A 17,971-nucleotide genomic window follows, 5' to 3' on the forward strand; every position below is an offset into this window, starting at 1 on the left:
GGCATGTCAACGTCAACCTCGCGGTTCTCCGCCGGATGTCCCCTCAATTTTCACGCCGTTGCCATCGGCGCGCGAGGCGGTCACTCCGCCTTCCGGCTGTCGGCGACCGCGAACAGCGCGAAGGCCAGCACCAGCAGGGTCACGCTCGCGTAGATCTCGTAGCCGTCCAGGAACCCGACGCGCTGCACCAGACCCCAGTGCCAGTCGGTGAACTCGTGGACCAGGCCCATCACGCCCTGGACGAGACAGATGAACCCGAGGAACTCCAGCAACTGCTTCATGCCCCCGAGCCTCGCCCGCCGCGCCTCCCGCGCCCATCGGCCACCGGGCGCGACCCTCGCGCCCGAAGTCGGCGGTCCCGGCGCCCCGCGTCCACCGAAGTCCGCGCCCCGCGCCCACCAAAGTCTGCGATGCCGCGACTTTGGTCGGTGATGCCGTCACGGCAGGTCCTTCGGGAGCCGTCCCTGCATAGATTTGTCGACCGTGAACACCGAACAGCACCCGTCCCCGCCGCAGTTCCTCGCGGAGCGGCGCTGGCTGCTGCCCTCCGCCCTGGCCGCCGAGTTCGAGCCCGATCCCGACCGCCCCGGCCGGCCCCGGCGCACGGCCCGCGACTGGGTGGTCGACTTCGGCTTCTTCCTGCTGGCCGTCCTCCTCGGCCTGCTCTCCGCGGACACGCTGGTGCAGGAGGACATCCCCGGCGGCCTCGTCGCCCTCGACCAGCTGCTCGGCGCCCTCGCGTGCGGCGCGGTGTGGCTGAGGCGCCGCTGGCCGTTCGGGCTCGCCGTCGCCATGGTGCCCGTGTGCTTCGTGTCGAACACCGCCGGAGGCGCGGGCATCGTCGCCCTGTTCACTCTCGCCGTGCACCGGCCCTTCCGGTACGTGGCCTGGGCCGCCGGCGCCTCGCTCGCGGCGACCCCGCTGTTCTTCTGGCTGCGCCCCGACCCCGAGATCCCCTACGGCTGGGCCGTCTTCTCCGTCGTCCTGCTCACCGGCGCGATGGTCGGCTGGGGCATGTTCGTCCGGTCCAAGCGGCAGCTCATGGTGAGCCTGCGCGACCGCGCGCGGCGCGCCGAGACGGAGGCGCGGCTGCGCGCGGAGCAGGCGCAGCGCCTGGCCCGCGAGGCCATCGCCCGGGAGATGCACGACGTCCTCGCGCACCGGCTCACCCTGCTCAGCGTGCACGCGGGGGCCCTGGAGTTCCGGCCGGACGCGCCCCGCGACGAGGTCCAGCGCGCCGCCGGCGTCATCCGCGAGAGCGCCCACGAGGCGCTGCAGGACCTGCGCGAGATCATCGGCGTCCTGCGCGCGGGCGAGTCCGACGACTCCGGCCGCCCCCAGCCCACTCTCGCCGCGCTGGAGGCCCTGGTCGCCGAGTGCCGCGAGGCCGGCATGAAGGTCACCCTCGATCTGCGCGTCACCGACCAGGCCGCCGTACCGGCCTCCGTGGGCCGCACCGCCTACCGCATCACCCAGGAGGGCCTGACGAACGCCCGCAAGCACGCCCCCGGCACCGAGGTCACGGTGACCGTCACCGGCGCACCGGGCGAGGGCCTGACCGTGGCGGTGCGCAACGGCGCCCCCGAGGGGGAGGTGCCACCCGTGCCCGGCTCCGGCCAGGGACTCATCGGACTGCGGGAGCGGGCGACGCTGACGGGCGGGCGACTCGACCACGGGCCCGCCGGGGACGGGGGGTTCGCGGTCCGGGCCTGGCTGCCGTGGGGGTGAACCCGGGTGTCCGGACTTCCGGCACCGGCCCGCTCCCACGCACCCGGACGACCGTGATTACGTGAGGCCCATGACTGCCATCAGACTGCTCCTCGTCGACGACGACCCGCTGGTGCGGGCCGGACTGTCCCTGATGCTGGGCGGCGCCGACGACATCGAGATCGTCGGCGAGGCGGCCGACGGCGCCGACGTCGGACCGCTGGCCGACCGGACCCGGCCGGACGTCGTCCTGATGGACATCCGCATGCCCGGCGTCGACGGCCTCACCGCGACGGAGCGGCTGCGCGCCCGGCAGGACCCGCCGCAGGTCGTGCTGCTCACCACCTTCCACGCCGACGAGCAGGTGCTGCGCGCCCTGCGCGCCGGGGCCGCCGGGTTCGTACTGAAGGACACCCCGCCCGCCGAGATCGTCGAGGCGGTGCGCAAGGTCGCCGCCGGCGACCCCGTCCTGTCGCCCACCGTGACCCGCCAGCTGATGGACCACGCCGCCGGTACGGCCGCCGACACCCGCCGCGCCCACGCGCGCGAGCGGCTGACCGCCCTGAACGACCGTGAGCGCGAGGTCGCCGTCGCCGTGGGCCGGGGCCTGTCCAACGCCGAGATCGCCGGGGAGCTCTACATGAGCGTCGCCACCGTGAAGACCCACGTCTCCCGCGTCCTGGCCAAGCTGCACCTCAACAACCGGGTGCAGATCGCGCTCCTCGCGTACGACGCGGGCCTCCTGGAGGAACTCGACGACCTCAGGGGAGAGGGGCGGTAGGGCCGGACGGCTCAGAGGGCCGCGGTCGTGGTGCCCCCCGGCAGCTCGCCGAGCGCCACCGGTCTTCGCTCGCGCCGGGACAGCTCGCACGCCTCGGAGATCCGCAGCGCCTGCAGGGCCTCCCGCCCGTCGCAGGGGTTGGCCCGCTCGCCGCGCACGACCTCGACGAACGCGTTCAGCTCGGACTCGTAGGCGGGCCCGAACCGCTCCAGGAACCCGGTCCACGGCTTGTCCGCCGCCGGCGGCCCGGTCGGCTCGGTGGACGCGATCGGCGTACGGTCGTCCAGGCCGACCACGACCTGGTCCAGCTCGCCGGCCAGCTCCATGCGCACGTCGTACCCGGCGCCGTTCAGCCGGGTCGCCGTCGCGGTGGCGAGCGTCCCGTCCTCCAGGGTCAGCACCGCCGCCGCCGTGTCCACGTCGCCCGCCTCACGGAACATCACCGGCCCCGCGTCCGAACCGGCCGCGTACACGTCCACGACCTCCCGCCCGGTCACCCAGCGCAGCATGTCGAAGTCGTGGATCAGGGTGTCCCGGTAGAGCCCGCCCGACAGCGGCAGCCACGCGGCGGGCGGCGGCGCCTGGTCGCTGGTGAGGGCCCGCACGGTGTGCAGCCGCCCCAGCCGTCCCGACCGGACCGCCTCGCGGGCCCCGAGGTACCCGGCGTCGAACCGGCGCTGGAACCCCATCTGCAGAATCGTCCCGGCCGTCTCCACCTCCGCGATGGCCTGCAATGTCCCCGGCAGATCCAGCGCGATCGGCTTCTCGCAGAACACGGGCAGACCCGAGCGGGCCGCCCGCCCGATCAGCTCGGCGTGCGCGGACGTCGCCGTGGTGATCACCACCGCGTCCACGCCCCACCGGAAGATCTCGTCCATGCCGGGCGCCGCCGTCTCACCGAGCCGGTGCGCCAGCTCCTGGGCCCGCGACGGATCCGCGTCCGTGAGGATCAGCGATCCGACGTCACGATGGCGACTGAGCGTGTTCGCGTGGATGGTGCCGATGCGGCCCGTACCGATGACCCCGATGCGCATGGAAACAAAGTGGGGGTTCGGTGTGGACGCTGTCAATGACAATGTCCGGACAATCGAACTACACAACTTCCCGTCAACAGGCCGTGGGACTACAGTCGGGCCGTGCCGAAACCAGAAATGGACCCGACCGTGGAACTCGAGCTCAGCGTGGACCGGAGCAGTCCGGTGCCCTTGTACTTCCAGCTCTCGCAGCAGCTCGAGGCCGCCATCGAGCACGGAGCGCTCACCCCCGGCAGCCTGCTGGGCAACGAGATCGAACTCGCCGCGCGCCTCGGTCTGTCCCGCCCCACCGTCCGCCAGGCCATCCAGTCCCTGGTCGACAAGGGGCTGCTGGTGCGCCGCCGCGGCGTCGGCACCCAGGTCGTCCACAGCCAGGTCAAGCGCCCGCTGGAGCTCAGCAGCCTCTATGACGACCTGGAGTCGGCGGGGCAGCGCCCGGCGACGCGCGTCCTCGTCAACACCGTCGTCCCCGCGTCCGCCGAGGTCGCCGCCGCCCTCGGGGTCACCGAGGGCAGCGACGTCCACCGGATCGAACGGCTGCGCCTCGCGCACGGCGAGCCCATGGCCCACCTCTGCAACTTCCTGCCGCCCGGTCTGCTCGACCTGGACAGCGGCCAGCTGGAGGCGACCGGCCTGTACCGGCTGATGCGCGCCGCCGGCATCACCCTGCACAGCGCCCGCCAGACCATCGGGGCCCGCGCCGCCACGGCCGCGGAGGCCGACCGCCTCGGCGAGAAGGAGGGCGCGCCGCTGCTCACCATGCAGCGCGTGACGTTCGACGACACCGGCCGCGCGGTCGAGTACGGCACCCACACCTACCGGCCCAGCCGCTACTCGTTCGAGTTCCAGCTCCTCGTACGGTCCTGACCGCGCCGACCGGTACGTAGCAATGTCAGGACAAATGGACGCCCGCTTCGGAGTCCCCGGAGCCCGCCGCCCACGGCACATTCCGGGCCGGAACCGGCCACTCGCGGCAACCGTCCCATTGTTCCCCCGTTCGGCACCGAGCGTGAGCGTGCGGCAGAATCGGGCCCGATGAGCACCTACCGCGACTTCACCGCACCGATCGGCTCCCGCCGGGCCCCCGTGCTGCGCACGGTCGGCTCCAGAGAGCGCCGCTCGCACCTGTCGGCCCCCCGCGTGCCCACGGTGGGCATCGACATCGGCGGCACCAAGGTGATGGCGGGCGTCGTGGACGCGGACGGCAACATCCTGGAGAAGCTCCGCACGGAGACGCCGGACAAGTCCAAGAGCCCGAAGGTCGTCGAGGACACGATCGTCGAACTGGTCCTGGACCTGTCCGACCGCCACGACGTGCACGCCGTCGGCATCGGCGCGGCCGGCTGGGTCGACGCCGACCGCAACCGCGTCCTGTTCGCCCCCCACCTGTCCTGGCGCAACGAACCCCTGCGCGACCGCCTCGCGGGCCGGCTCGCGGTGCCCGTCCTGGTCGACAACGACGCCAACTCCGCCGCCTGGGCCGAGTGGCGCTTCGGCGCCGGACGCGGCGAGGACCACCTCGTCATGATCACGCTCGGCACCGGCATCGGCGGCGCGATCCTGGAGGACGGGCAGGTCAAGCGCGGCAAGTACGGCGTCGCCGGAGAGTTCGGCCATATGCAGGTCGTGCCCGGCGGCCACCGCTGCCCGTGCGGCAACCGCGGCTGCTGGGAGCAGTACAGCTCGGGCAACGCGCTCGTGCGCGAGGCCCGCGAGCTCGCCGCCGCCGATTCCCCGGTGGCGTACGGGATCATCGAGCACGTCAAGGGCCAGATCTCCGACATCACCGGCCCGATGATCACCGAGCTCGCCCGCGAGGGCGACGCCATGTGCATCGAACTGCTCCAGGACATCGGCCAGTGGCTCGGCGTCGGCATCGCCAACCTGGCTGCCGCCCTCGACCCGTCCTGCTTCGTCATCGGCGGCGGCGTCTCCGCCGCGGACGACCTGCTGATCGGCCCCGCGCGCGACGCCTTCAAGCGCCAGCTCACCGGCCGCGGCTACCGCCCCGAGGCCCGTATCGCCCGCGCCCAGCTCGGACCCGAGGCCGGCATGGTCGGCGCCGCCGACCTCGCCCGCCTGGTCGCCCGGCGCTTCCGCCGCGCCAACCGGCGCCGTGTCGAGCGCTACGAGCGCTACGCACGCTTCGCGGAGTCCCGCCGGACCTCCCAGGGGCCGGCGTGACCGTGTCCGTACCCCGTCAGGCCGACTCCCCGGACGAGCCGCGGCAGCCCACCGAGGACCGCCGCCACCGCAACCGCCGCCGGGCGCTCACGCTGCTCATCATCGTGCTGCTCATCGGCGTCCCCGCCGGCTACCTGGTCATCTCCGCCAACCAGAGCCGCGACAGCGGCAAGGACAAGGAGGCCAAGTACTCGGCGACCGGCCTCACCGCGGGCTGGCCCGCGCGCGTGCAGCGGCACATCTACAAGGTGACCATCCCGGTCCCCTCGTACAAGGTCGCCTACTACGAGACCAACAACTGGAAGACCAGCCGGCTCTACGTCCAGTTCGAGACCGTCCCCGGCGGCCTCGACGCGTACCTGAGGACCATGGGGCTCGACCGGAACGACCTGAAGCGGGACGACATCACGATCAGCGCCCGCGACCAGAAGATCACCGGCTGGAAGTTCACCGGCGAGGGCCCCTGGTACGGCGTCGTCGACAAGCGGGAGAACCCGGCACCCACCCACGACATCGTGGTGAACCTCGCCGACCCGCAAAAGCCCTTCGTGTACGTCGTCGCCCGCACCGTCCCGTAGCGGGGGGCCGCCCCCGGTGGCCGGGGCCGATTGTCAGACCCCGCCCGTAGAGTCGGAGACAGTCGGTCCGGCGTCGGGGAGGGAGGTGACAGGACGTATGAGCAGCACACCCGCGGCGACCGCGCGCACGGACGAGACCGTCCCCGCGCGGCTCGCCGCCGTCTTCCTGCCCGCGCCGCTCCCGCGCGAGGGCCGCATCGCCTTCTGGGACCCGGACGGCGACCCGCTGCCCGTCCAGGACGGCGAGCTCACCGTCGTCCGGCCGCACGGCTCCACGGTCCGCCGCCGCACCACCGCCGCGCGCACCCTGTCCCTCACCGAGGCCCTGCCGCTGCTCGTGCGCGCCCGGCACGACCCGGCCGCCCATCCCGCCACCGCCTGCTGGGGCGCCGCCGCCCTGCACGCCCTGCGGCTCACCGCGCGCGGCCGCCTCCTGCCCGGCCTCACCCCCACCGGCCACGACGCCTGGCGGGCCGGCCCCCTCGACCCCGACGACATCACGCACCTGCGGGCGATCGCCGCCGCCCTGCCCCCCGAGGGCCACGCCGTCCCGCTGCCCGGGCCCGGCCCGCTGCGGCTGCCCGAGCCCGAGGCGCTCCTGCGGTCCTTCCTCGACGCCGTCGCCGACAGCCTGCCCCGCACCCCCGCCGCCCCCTACGCCACCGGCCGCCCCTTCGCCGCGCGCGAGGCCCAGCCGCTGCCCACCGCCCACGCGTGGGCGGCCGAGGTCGCCGCCGGGATGGACGCCGGGGTGCGTATCTCGCTCCGCCTGGACCTGTCGGCGCACACCCTATTCGACGAGGACGCGGGCGGCTCACGCAACGCGGGCGCCGCGATCGTCCAGGTCCACAGCCTCGCCGACCCCACCCTCGTCGCCGACGCCGCCGCCCTGTGGTCCGGCGAGGCCGACAGCGCCTTCGGGCCCCGCGCGCGCGTGGACGCCGCGCTCGCGGTCCGCCGCGCCGCCCGCGTGTGGCCTCCGCTCGACCGCCTCTCCGAGCAGGACGTACCCGACGTCCTCGCCCTGTCCGACGACGAGCTGGGCGACCTGCTCGGCGTCGCCGCCACCCGGCTCGCCGCCGCGGGCGTCGCCGTGCACTGGCCCCGGGACCTGGCGCAGGACCTCAGCGCCGCCGCCGTCGTCCGGTCCGCCCCCGGCTCGGCCACCGACGGCACCGGCTTCTTCGAGAGCGAGGAACTGCTCCGGTTCCGCTGGCAGCTCGCCATCGGGGGCGACCCGCTGACCGAGGCCGAGATGGACGCGCTCGCCGAGGCCCACCGCCCCGTCGTCCGGCTCCGGGACCAGTGGGTTCTCGTGGACCCGGCGCTGGTCCGCAAGGCCCGCAAACGTGAACTCGGGCTGCTGGACCCCGTCGACGCGCTGTCCGTCGCCCTCACCGGCAGCGCCGAGGTCGACGGCGAGACCGTCGAGGCGGTGCCGGTCGGCGCGCTCGCCGCCCTCCGCGACCGGCTCACCGCCGGCGTGCGCCCCGCCGAGCCCCCGGCGGGGCTGCGGGCCACCCTGCGCGACTACCAGCTGCGCGGCCTGGCCTGGCTGGACCTCATGACCTCGCTCGGACTCGGCGGCTGCCTCGCCGACGACATGGGGCTCGGCAAGACGATCACCGTCATCGCCCTGCACCTCAAGCGGGCCCGCCCGGCCCCCACCCTGGTCGTGTGCCCGGCCTCCCTGCTCGGCAACTGGCAGCGGGAGATCACCCGGTTCGCCCCCGGCGTCCCCGTCCGCCGCTTCCACGGCCCCGACCGCACCCTGGACGGCCTCGACGGCGGCTTCGTCCTCACCACGTACGGCACCATGCGCTCCGCCGCGCCCACCCTCGCGGAGGCCACCTGGGGCATGGTCGTCGCCGACGAGGCCCAGCACGTGAAGAACCCCTACTCGGCGACCGCGAAGGCCCTGCGCACCATCCCGACCCCGGCGCGCGTCGCCCTGACCGGCACCCCCGTCGAGAACAACCTCTCCGAGCTGTGGGCCCTCCTCGACTGGACGACCCCCGGCCTGCTCGGCCCCCTGAAGGCCTTCCGCGCCCGCCACGCGCGCGCCGTGGAGAACGGCGAGGACGACGAGGCCGTCGAGCGGCTGGCCCGCCTGGTCCGGCCGTTCCTGCTGCGCCGCAGGAAGTCCGACCCCGGGATCGTCCCCGAGCTGCCGCCCAAGACGGAGACGGACCACCCGGTGCCGCTCACCCGCGAACAGGCCGCGCTGTACGAGGCCGTGGTCCGCGAGTCGCTGATCGCCATCGAGACGGCCGAGGGCATGGCCCGCCGGGGCCTGGTGCTGAAGCTGCTGACGTCCCTGAAGCAGATCTGCGACCACCCCGCCCTGTACCTCAAGGAGGACCCGTCCGCGTCGATCGAGCGCCTCGCCGTCCGCTCCGGCAAGCTGACCCTGCTGGACGAGCTCCTGGACACCGTGCTCGCCGAGGACGGCTCGGCGCTCGTCTTCACCCAGTACGTGGGGATGGGCCGGCTGATCACCTCCCATCTCGCCGGCCGGGCGGTCCCGGTGGAGATGCTCCACGGAGGCACCCCGGTCCCGGACCGGGAACGCATGGTGGACCGCTTCCAGAGCGGCGCCACCCCGGTCCTCGTGCTGTCCCTGAAGGCGGCGGGCACCGGGCTCAACCTGACCCGCGCGGGCCACGTCGTCCACTTCGACCGCTGGTGGAACCCGGCCGTCGAGGAACAGGCCACCGACCGCGCCTACCGCATCGGCCAGACCCAGCCCGTCCAGGTCCACCGGCTCATCACCGAGGGCACCATCGAGGACCGCATCGCCGACATGCTCGCCTCCAAGCGGGCCCTGGCCGACGCGATCCTCGGCGGCGGCGAGTCGGCCCTCACGGAACTCACGGACCGTGAGCTGACCGACCTCGTGTCCCTGAGGAGGGAGTCATGACGGGGGAGGACGAGCGCGCGCAGAGTCCCGCCGAAGCGGCCCGTCAGGCGCTGCGGGCCGCCCGGGAGAAGCGCGAGGCGGAGCGGGGCGCCGAGGGCGGATCCGCAGCTGAGGGCCGCCGCCCTGCCGAGGGCGGGCCCGCCGCCGAGGGGCGTCCCCGTGCCGAGGGCGGACCCGCTGACGAGGGGCACCCCCGTGCCGAGGGCGGATCAGCCGCCGAGGGGCACCCCGCTGCCGCCGAGGCGCGCCCGGGAGACGGTGCCCGCGCGACACGCCCCGGAGACGCCGCCCGCGCGGCTCTGAGGCGGGCCGCGTCCGCGGGTCCTGTGGCGCAACCGGATCCCCGGGCCGACGCCGGCACGGGTGCCGGGACCACGCCGGCCCGGCGTGCGGCCGAGGGAGCCCGGGAGGCGCTGCGCGCCGCCCGGGAGGACCGACGCCGAGCCGCGGCACAGGCCGAGCGCGAGGGACGACCCCCACACCGCACCCGACGGGCCGCGTCCACCGGCCCGGCGGGGGAGCGGGCACCCAGTGCCGAGGCCGCTCACGACACCGCCGCCCAGCGCGCCCGCGAAGTACGGCGCCTGATGGCGGATGCCTTCAGGATGCCGACGTGGGAGGAGGGCGACGAGGGACAAGAGGGCTGGGACGCCCGGGGTGGCGGTGATGGCGGTGACGGCGGCGATGGCGGTGACGGCTGGGAGGCCGGCGAGGCCCGCGACGGCCATGACACCCACGACGGTCGCGAAACCCGCGTCCCCTACGACGGTCACGACACCGACGCCCCGGGTCCCGCCCCAACCCCGGCGGATCGCGCCCACGCGACGGACCGGGCTGCCGGAGACGCGAGGCCGGCGGAACCGTCCGGCGCCTCCGGGCCGGGTCGAGACCCTGCCCCCACTTCGCCGGACTCGGACCCTGCGTCCCCCGACCCCCGGCCTGGTCGGGACACACTGAGCACGGCCCCCGCTTCCCCCGCCCCCTCCCCGGACTCGACCCACGCCCCCGCCTCAGGCTCCGCCCCCACCCCCCAAGTGCCCCGCTCCATGGCCGCCCCCGGACGGGACGGGGAGCTGCGGCGGACCTTTCCGGCGTTCGCGCCACGGGCGGCCGGGGGCGTCGGGTTCGCCGAGACCTGGTGGGGCAATGCCTGGGTGGCCGCCCTGGAGGAGGGCGCCCTGGATGTCGAGCGACTGGCCCGGGGCCGGGGTTACGCGCGGCGAGGGCACGTCGACGCCATCACGGTGACGCCGGGACTGGTGCTGGCGTACGTGCGGGGCAGCCGGCCCCGGCCGTACCGCGTGCAGGTGCGGCTGCGGACGCTGGGCGACGCCGGCTGGGAGCGGTTCCTGGACGCCGTGACGGAACGCCCCGCGCACATCGCCGCGCTGCTGGACAGGGAGATGCCCCAGGCCCTCGCCGAGGGCGACGTGCCGCTGCTGCCCGGCCCCGGCGACCTCGACCCCCGGTGCAGCTGCCCCGACCGGGGACACCCCTGCAAGCACGCGGCGGCCCTCTGCTACCAGACGGCACGGCTGCTGGACGCCGACCCGTTCGTCCTGTTCCTGCTGCGCGGACGCGGCGAGCGGGAGCTGCTCGACGCCCTGTCCCGGCGCAACGCGGCGCGCGCCGCCCGCGCCGCGCAGGAACGGGAGCCCGAACCCCTGACGGGCGTACGCGCCACGGAGGCGCTGGCCGCGGGGCGCCGGCTCCCGCCGCCGCCACCCCCGCTGCCGGTGCCGCCGCACCCCGAGCAGCCCCCGGTGTACCCGGCGGCGCCGGGCGGCCCGGACCCGTTCGCGCTGGACCAGCTGGCCACCGACGCGGCGGCCCGGGCGCACGCCCTCCTGGGGACCGGCCGGGACCCGGTCGGCGGTCTGACGCTCTGGCAGGACGCGGTGCGGCTCGCCGCCGCCCGCCCCGGTTCCGGCCTCACCGCCGGCAGCCGCGCCCTGTACGCCTCCCTCGCGTCGGCCGCCGGCCGTACGACGGCCGACCTCGCGCGGGCCGTCGCCGCCTGGCGGCAGGGCGGCCCGGAGGGCCTGGCCGTCCTGGAGGAGCCCTGGGACCCGCCGGCGGGGCGCTTCGACCGGGCCCGCCCGCTGCTCCTCGCCGCGGACCTCCCGGCCTTCCGGCCCTGGCGCAACCACCTCACCCACCCGCGCGGTCATGTCCAGGTGCGCCTGGGCCGGGACGGGCTGTGGTACCCGTACGAGTCCGAGCCGGGCCGCGACGACTGGTGGCCCAGGGGCACCCCCGACCTGGACCCGGTCGGCGCCTTCACGGGACTCGGTGGCGCCCAGGAGTGACGACGCCGGTCCCAGAGCCCACCGTCAGGTCGTTCACCACTCCGACCACCCCGTCGACACGCCACGCCGACTGGACGACCAGGGGGACGGCGTCACGCTCGCCGAGCCGTCCCGACAGGGTGACCACGCCGTCCCGGACCGACACGGTCACGCCGCCCGCCCCCGCCGGGGACACCGCGCGCGGCAGGACGTCGTCCGTCACCTCGCGGCGGATGTCGTCGTCCGTGCGCAGGAAGACCCGCAGCAGGTCCCGGCGCGTGGCGATGCCGATCAGCCGGTCCTCCTCGTCCACCACGGGAAGCCGGTCGACCCGGTGCCGTTCCATCACCCGCGCCGCCGCCGCGACCCGCTGCTCGGGATGCACCGTGACCGCGGGCGTCGACATCAACTCAGCCGCCGCGCAACGGGCCTGGCGTCCTGTCAGGTCCGCCCGGGCGACCACGCCCACGACCTTGTCGTCGTGGTCCAGCACCGGCAGACCGCCGATGCGGTGCCGGTCGAGGAGCCGGGCCAGTTCCCCGGCCGATGTCTCGCGGCGCGCCCCGACGACCTCTCCGGTCATCACCTCACCGACCGTGCGTGCCGTCATGCCGACTCCCTTCCCGCCGGGGGCCGTTCGGCCCGGGCCACCGGACTCCCGTCACCGGCTGTCGCTGCCGTCCGTCCCTGTGAGGGCCGCCCGCCCCGCCTCCAGCCGGGCGACCGGCACCCGGAACGGCGAGCAGGAGACGTAGTCGAGGCCGGCCGCGTGGAAGAAGTGCACCGACTCCGGGTCCCCGCCGTGCTCCCCGCACACCCCGATCTTCAGGCCGGGCCGGGCGGCGCGTCCCTCGGCGACCGCGATCTCCACCAGCCGGCCCACGCCGTCCCGGTCGATCGTCTCGAACGGGGAGACCTTGAAGACGCCCTTGTCCAGGTAGGCGGAGAAGAACGCCGCCTCGACGTCGTCCCGGGAGAACCCCCAGGTGGTCTGGGTGAGATCGTTCGTGCCGAAGGAGAAGAACTCCGCCTCCCCGGCGATCCGGCCCGCCGTCAGGGCGGCGCGCGGCAGCTCGATCATCGTGCCGACGGGGCAGTCCACGACGACACCGGACTCCTCGGACACCTCGGCCAGGACCTGCCGCACCTCCTCGCCCACCAGCCGCAGTTCCTCGACCGTGTCGATCAGCGGCACCATGATCTCCGCGCGCGGATCACCACCGGCCCGCCTGCGGTCGACGACCGCCTCGGCGACCGCCCGCACCTGCATGGCGACGAGCCCCGGCGCGACCAGCCCGAGCCGCACCCCGCGCAGGCCGAGCATCGGGTTCTCCTCGTGCATACGGTTGACGGCGTCCAGCAGTTCGGTGTCGTGCGCGCTGGGCGTGATGCCCCGGGCCTGATCGGCGGCGAGCCGGACGGCGAGTTCGGTACGGTCGGGCAGGAACTCGTGCAGCGGCGGATCGAGCAGCCGGATCGTGACGGGCAGACCGTCCATCGCCTCCAGGATGCCGGTGAAGTCCCGGCGCTGCAGCGGCAGCAACTCCGCGAGGGCGCGCTCGCGTTCGGCGTCCGTACGGGCCAGGATCATCGCCTCGACCAGGGGCCGCCGGTCGCCGAGGAACATGTGCTCGGTGCGGCACAGCCCGATGCCCTCCGCGCCGAACCGGCGGGCGCGCGCCGCGTCCTCGGGGGTGTCGGCGTTGGCGCGCACGCCCAGCCGGCGTGCCCCGTCGGCCCGTTCCATGACGCGGGCCACCGCCTCGACCAGCCCCGCCGAGGGCCCGGAGCGGTCGCCGGTCTCGAAGTACCGCATGACGGCGGAGTCGACCAGCGGCGCGGCACCGGCGTACACCGCCCCCGAGGAGCCGTCCACGGACAGGACCGTGCCCTCCTCGACGACCGTGCCGCCCACGGTGAAGCGACGGCCGCGTGGGTCGACGTCGATCTCCTCCGCCCCGCACACGCACACCTTGCCCATGCCCCGGGCGACCACGGCGGCATGGCTGGTCTTGCCGCCCCGGCTGGTGAGCACGGCCTGCGCGGCCACCATCCCCGGCAGGTCGTCGGGCGTCGTCTCCTGCCGTACCAGGACGACCTTCTCCCCGGCGGCGGCACGGCGGACCGCCTCCGCCGAGTCGAACACGGCGGCCCCGACCGCCGCCCCCGGCGAGGCCGGGATGCCGCGCGCCAGCGCCTCGCCGACCCCCGAGGTGTCGAACCGGGGGAACATCAGCCGGGCCAGCCCCTCGCCGCCGACCCGCCGCAGCGCCTCGTCCTCGGTGATGAGCCCCTCGTCGACGAGTTCCGCGGCGATCGCGAACGCGGCCTCGGCGGTACGCTTGCCGACCCGGGTCTGCAGCATCCACAGCCGGCCGCGCTCGATGGTGAACTCGATGTCGCACAGATCCCGGTAGTGGTCCTCCAACGCCCGCATGTGCGACCGAAGTCGTGCGTACGACGTCGGGTCCAGGCGTTCCAGGTCGGCCAGCGGGACGGTGTTGCGGATTCCGGCGACGACGTCCTCGCCCTGCGCGTTCGGCAGGTAGTCGCCGTACAGGCCGGGCCGGCCGGTGGCCGGATCGCGGGTGAAGGCGACGCCGCTGCCCGAGTCGGAGCCCAGGTTGCCGAAGACCATCGTCTGCACGTTGACGGCGGTGCCCAGGTCGTCCGGGATGTGCTCGCGGCGCCGGTAGAGACGGGCGCGCTCGACGTTCCACGACGAGAAGACGGCGAGGACGGCGCGGCGCAGCTGCTCGGCCGGCGACTGCGGGAAGTCGTCGCCGGTGTGCCGGTGGACCAGCTCCTTGTACGCCTCCACGAGCTCGGCGAGGTCGCCCGCGTCCAGGCCGAGGTCGTCCGCCGCGCCCCGGTCCTCCTTGAGGCGGGTCATGGCGTCCTCGAACAGGGCGCCGTCGACCCCCATCACCGTGGTGCCGAACATCTGCACGAGGCGGCGGTAGGAGTCCCAGGCGAAGCGCTCGTTCCCGGAGGACTTGGCGAGGCCCTGCACGGACTCGTCGTTGAGGCCGACGTCGAGGATCGTCTCCATCATGCCGGGCATGGAGAACCGCGCCCCCGACCGGACGGACAGCAGCAGCGGGTCGTCCGGCTGCCCGAGCCGCCGCCCGGCCGCCTCCTCCAGGGCGGTCAGATGCTCGGAGATCTCCCGGGACAGACCCTCCGGCTCGGTGCCGGTCGCGAGGAACGCACGGCAGGCCTCGGTGGTGACGGTGAACCCCGGCGGCACGGGCAGCCCCATCCGGGTCATCTCGGCGAGGTTGGCGCCCTTCCCGCCGAGCAGGGCGGCCATGTCCCGGCTGCCCTCGGTGAACGCGTACACGTGACGGACCATGGCGCTGCTCTCCCTTCCGGTCACGCGTGCCCGGATCACCCCAGGGGCGGCCCGGCCGGTGTGCGATACCCCTCCAGCCTCCGCCGTACGGCGGCCCGGCGGCAGGCGCTGGACGTCCTCGGAGTGAGGCCGATCGGCCCCATGGCGCAACGCGGCGGCCCGCTCACCATGGACACGGGCCGTGGGCCACGGGCCGCGGATGCCGGGTGCGGCGCGCCGGGTGAAGACTTGACGGAGCGGGGGCGACGACGGCGAGGGAGTCATCGTGAGCGGTCGGGTGGTCGTGGGCGTGGACGGATCGGCGTCGAGTCTGGCCGCCGTGGAGGCCGCCGCGACGGAGGCACGGCTGCGCGGGGCCGCCCTGCGCGTCGTCCACGCGTTCGTCTGGCCGGCCATGCACGTGCCGCTGGGCCCGTCCCCGCTGGGCCCGCGGGACGGCGGGCTGCGCCAGGAGGTGGACCGGCTGGTGGCCGAGGCGGTCGAACGGGCGCGGACGGTCGCCCCGGGGATCGACGTCGGCCACGCCGTCGTGAGCGGTGAACCCCTGGCCACCCTGGAGACCGAGTCGCGGACGGCGGAGCTGGTGGTCGTCGGGTCCCGGGGGATGGGCGGCTTCGTGGGCCTGCTGGTGGGCTCGACGGCCGTACACCTCGCCGCCCACGGCCGCTGCCCGGTCCTGGTCGTCCGCGAGGAGCCACGGACCGACGGCCCGGTGATCCTCGGCGTCGACGGCTCGGCCGCAGCGGAGGCGGCGACGGACTTCGCCTTCACCGAGGCCGCCCTGCGCGGCGCCCCGCTCGTCGGGCTGCACGCCTGGACCACGTGGAACGCGCCGCTGCCCACACCGGAGGGCGGGCCGTTCGCCGCCGCGCCGGGCGTCCTGGCACACGACGAGGAGCGGCTGGTGTCCGAGGCGCTCGCCGGGCACCGGGAGCGCTTCCCCGACGTGGCCGTGACGACGAAGGCGGTACGGGGCCCCACGCGGGAGACCCTGATCGAGGCGAGCCGCTCCGCGCGGCTCCTCGTGGTCGGCGCGCGGGGGCGCGGCGGCTTCACCGGCCTGCTGCTCGGCTCGGTCAGCCAGGCGATGCTGCATCACGCGCACTGCCCGGTCGCCGTCGTCCGCGGGACGTGACGGCCCCCGCGGACCGCCTCCTCCAGCCCGCTCGCTCCTTCGTGTGTCCGCCGTCGCGCGCCGGGCACTCGGCGGGGGACGGCGACCCGTGAGGAGGCCCGATGAGGTGCTCGTGGCGCCACACCCCGCCCCGCGGCGGCGCAGGACCGGTGGTCCGCCCCGGCCGCGATCCGAAAGCCGCCGGACGGTGACCCCCGCGGCCGTCGGCGTCGTCATCGCCACCCGGAACCGCGCGCCCTCGCTGGCCCTTACCCTCCGGCACCTCCTGCGCCTGCCCGAGCGGCCACCCGTCGTCGTCGTGGACAACGCCTCCACCGACGACACCACGGCCCTGCTCGCCCGCGAGTTCCCGCAGGTTCGCGTGGTGCGGCTGCCCGCCAACCGCGGAGCCCTCGCCCGTACGGCCGGCGTCCGCGCCCTCGACACGCCGTACGTGGCGTTCAGCGACGACGACTCCTGGTGGGCACCGGACGCGCTGGGCCGCGCCGCCGGACTGCTCGACGCGCACCCGCGGCTCGGCCTGCTCTCCGCGCACACCCTGGTCGGCCCGGCGGCGGAACCCGATCCGCTGAACGACGTGCTGGCCGGGTCACCGCTCGGCCCGGCGACCGACCTCCCCGGCACCCAGGTCCTCGGCTTCCTCGCCTGCGCCAGCGTCGTCCGCCGCACCGCCTACCTCGACGCGGGCGGATTCCACCCCGTGCTGTTCTTCGGCGGCGAGGAGACACTGCTCGCCTACGACCTCGCCGCCCGCGGCTGGGGCGTCGCCCACTGCGCCGACGTCGTCGCCCACCACCACCCGGCGGTGTCGCCCCGCACCGGCCGTCCGGTCACCGTCCTGCGCAACGCCCTGCTCACCGCGTGGCTGCGCCGCCCGCTGCCGTACGCGCTCGCCCTCACCCGCGACCTGGCCGGTCAGGCCCGCCACGACGACCGCGCCCGCCAGGCCCTGCGCGGCGCCCTCGCCCGCCTGCCGGCGGCCCTGCGGGCGCGCAGGCCGCTGCCCCCCTCCGTCGAACGGGCCGCCCGCACCCTGGACAGCACGGCCGAGGCCGTCGGAGCACCGGCATGACCGACCCCACCGACCCCCGTACGACCGTCGTCGTCATCACCCACAACCGCCGCCCGGAACTGCTGCGCACCCTCGACCGGCTGGCCGAACTGCCGGAACGGCCCCGCGTGATCGTCACCGACAACGGCTCCACCGACGGCACCGCCGACGCGGTCACCCGGCACCACCCCGAAGCGCTCCTGCTGCGCCCCGGCCGCAACCTGGGCGCCATCGGCCGCAACCTGGCCATGCGGCACGTCCGCACGCCGTACGTGGCCTTCTGCGACGACGACTCCTGGTGGGCGCCCGGCTCCCTGACCGGCGCCGCCGACCTCCTCGACCGGCACGCCGGACTCGGCACCGTCACCGCCCGCATCGTCGTCGAACCCGACGGCACGGAGGACCCCATCGTCACCGAGCTGCGCGGCTCACCCCTGACCGGGCCCGCCTGGCTGCCCGGACCGGCCCTCGGCTCGTTCCTCGCCGCCGCGACCGTGCTGCGCGCCGACGCCTTCCGGGCCGCCGGCGGCTTCCACCCCCGGCTGTGGCTCGGCGGCGAGGAGGAGCTGCTCGCCGCCGACCTCGCGGCCGACGGCTGGTGGCTGACGTACGCCGACCATCTCACGATCCATCACCAGGCGTCGGTGATCCGGGACCCCACCCGGCGCCGCGCGCACGGCATCCGCAACACCCTGTGGTTCACCTGGCTCCGCCGCCCGGTGGGACGGGCCCTGAGCCGCACCCTGCACCTGGCCCGCACGGTCCCCCGGGACAGGGCGTCGCTCGGGGCCTTCGCGGAGGCGGCGGCCGCCCTCCCCTGGGTCCTGCGCGAACGCCGGGTCCTCCCGCCGGAGGTGGAGTCCCGGCTACGCCTCCTGGAAACCACCCAACGCCACTCGAAGGCCCGCCGCTACGTGGGCTGAACCGGGGCCACGCCC

The 17,971-nt window shown here is 75.2% G+C and carries 14 protein-coding genes; 10 read left to right on the forward strand and 4 right to left on the reverse strand.

The window, feature by feature from the left end:
- Positions 1–80: 80 nt before the first annotated feature.
- Entirely contained in the window at positions 81–281 is a 201-nt protein-coding gene (locus F8R89_RS28225; protein ID WP_151786592.1) for a hypothetical protein, read from the reverse strand.
- A gap of 202 nt (positions 282–483) precedes the next feature.
- On the opposite strand from F8R89_RS28225, the gene F8R89_RS28230 reads away from it, so the two are divergent.
- Positions 484–1,728: a sensor histidine kinase gene (locus F8R89_RS28230; RefSeq protein WP_151786593.1), complete on the forward strand. Its 1,245-nt coding sequence runs from the start codon at positions 484–486 to the stop codon at positions 1,726–1,728.
- 70 nt (positions 1,729–1,798) lie between these two features.
- Positions 1,799–2,488, forward strand: coding sequence for a response regulator transcription factor (locus F8R89_RS28235; protein ID WP_151786594.1), 690 nt, complete (start codon positions 1,799–1,801; stop codon positions 2,486–2,488).
- Between the two features lie 11 nt (positions 2,489–2,499).
- Here F8R89_RS28235 and F8R89_RS28240 read toward each other — a convergent pair whose 3' ends face one another.
- Positions 2,500–3,522 carry a Gfo/Idh/MocA family oxidoreductase gene (locus F8R89_RS28240; protein ID WP_151786595.1) on the reverse strand — a complete coding sequence of 341 codons (1,023 nt, stop codon included), beginning with the start codon at positions 3,520–3,522 and terminating at the stop codon, positions 2,500–2,502.
- A gap of 129 nt (positions 3,523–3,651) precedes the next feature.
- Here F8R89_RS28240 and F8R89_RS28245 point away from each other — a divergent pair, with 129 nt between their 5' ends.
- The 5 genes from F8R89_RS28245 to F8R89_RS28265 all read left to right on the forward strand — a co-directional run bounded on the left by F8R89_RS28245 (position 3,652) and on the right by F8R89_RS28265 (position 11,513).
- On the forward strand, positions 3,652–4,389 hold the full coding sequence (locus F8R89_RS28245) for a GntR family transcriptional regulator (protein WP_192806397.1): 738 nt from the start codon (positions 3,652–3,654) through the stop codon (positions 4,387–4,389).
- A gap of 168 nt (positions 4,390–4,557) precedes the next feature.
- The gene (locus F8R89_RS28250) at positions 4,558–5,706 is read left to right on the forward strand and encodes an ROK family glucokinase (RefSeq protein WP_062666976.1); all 1,149 of its coding nucleotides are present in this window, start codon (positions 4,558–4,560) and stop codon (positions 5,704–5,706) included.
- Positions 5,703–6,284: a sugar kinase gene (locus F8R89_RS28255; RefSeq protein ID WP_151786596.1), complete on the forward strand. Its 582-nt coding sequence runs from the start codon at positions 5,703–5,705 to the stop codon at positions 6,282–6,284. The genes F8R89_RS28250 and F8R89_RS28255 overlap by 4 nt, the downstream gene beginning before the upstream one ends.
- Before the next feature lie 97 nt (positions 6,285–6,381).
- Positions 6,382–9,204: a DEAD/DEAH box helicase gene (locus F8R89_RS28260; RefSeq protein ID WP_151786597.1), complete on the forward strand. Its 2,823-nt coding sequence runs from the start codon at positions 6,382–6,384 to the stop codon at positions 9,202–9,204.
- Positions 9,205–9,503: 299 nt separating this feature from the next.
- Positions 9,504–11,513, forward strand: a complete 2,010-nt coding sequence (locus F8R89_RS28265; RefSeq protein WP_413251299.1) for an SWIM zinc finger family protein — start codon at positions 9,504–9,506, stop codon at positions 11,511–11,513.
- Here F8R89_RS28265 and F8R89_RS28270 read toward each other — a convergent pair.
- Both F8R89_RS28270 and ppdK read right to left on the reverse strand, forming a co-directional pair.
- Positions 11,485–12,102 carry an HPP family protein gene (locus tag F8R89_RS28270; protein WP_151786599.1) on the reverse strand — a complete coding sequence of 206 codons (618 nt, stop codon included), beginning with the start codon at positions 12,100–12,102 and terminating at the stop codon, positions 11,485–11,487. The two genes, F8R89_RS28265 and F8R89_RS28270, sit on opposite strands and share 29 nt — an antisense overlap.
- Before the next feature lie 51 nt (positions 12,103–12,153).
- The gene (gene ppdK, locus F8R89_RS28275) at positions 12,154–14,847 is read right to left on the reverse strand and encodes a pyruvate, phosphate dikinase (protein ID WP_151786600.1); all 2,694 of its coding nucleotides are present in this window, start codon (positions 14,845–14,847) and stop codon (positions 12,154–12,156) included.
- 265 nt (positions 14,848–15,112) lie between these two features.
- On the opposite strand from ppdK, the gene F8R89_RS28280 reads away from it, so the two are divergent.
- From F8R89_RS28280 to F8R89_RS28290, 3 genes are all read left to right on the forward strand, one after another.
- Positions 15,113–15,982: a universal stress protein gene (locus F8R89_RS28280; protein WP_151786601.1), complete on the forward strand. Its 870-nt coding sequence runs from the start codon at positions 15,113–15,115 to the stop codon at positions 15,980–15,982.
- Positions 15,983–16,169: 187 nt separating this feature from the next.
- The gene (locus F8R89_RS28285) at positions 16,170–17,054 is read left to right on the forward strand and encodes a glycosyltransferase family 2 protein (protein ID WP_151786602.1); all 885 of its coding nucleotides are present in this window, start codon (positions 16,170–16,172) and stop codon (positions 17,052–17,054) included.
- The gene (locus F8R89_RS28290; RefSeq protein ID WP_151786603.1) at positions 17,051–17,956 is read left to right on the forward strand and encodes a glycosyltransferase family 2 protein; all 906 of its coding nucleotides are present in this window, start codon (positions 17,051–17,053) and stop codon (positions 17,954–17,956) included. Before F8R89_RS28285 ends, F8R89_RS28290 begins: the two co-directional genes overlap by 4 nt.
- The last annotated feature ends 15 nt before the right edge of the window (positions 17,957–17,971 follow it).

It is taken from the genome of Streptomyces sp. SS1-1, assembly GCF_008973465.1.
Lineage (GTDB): Bacteria > Actinomycetota > Actinomycetes > Streptomycetales > Streptomycetaceae > Streptomyces.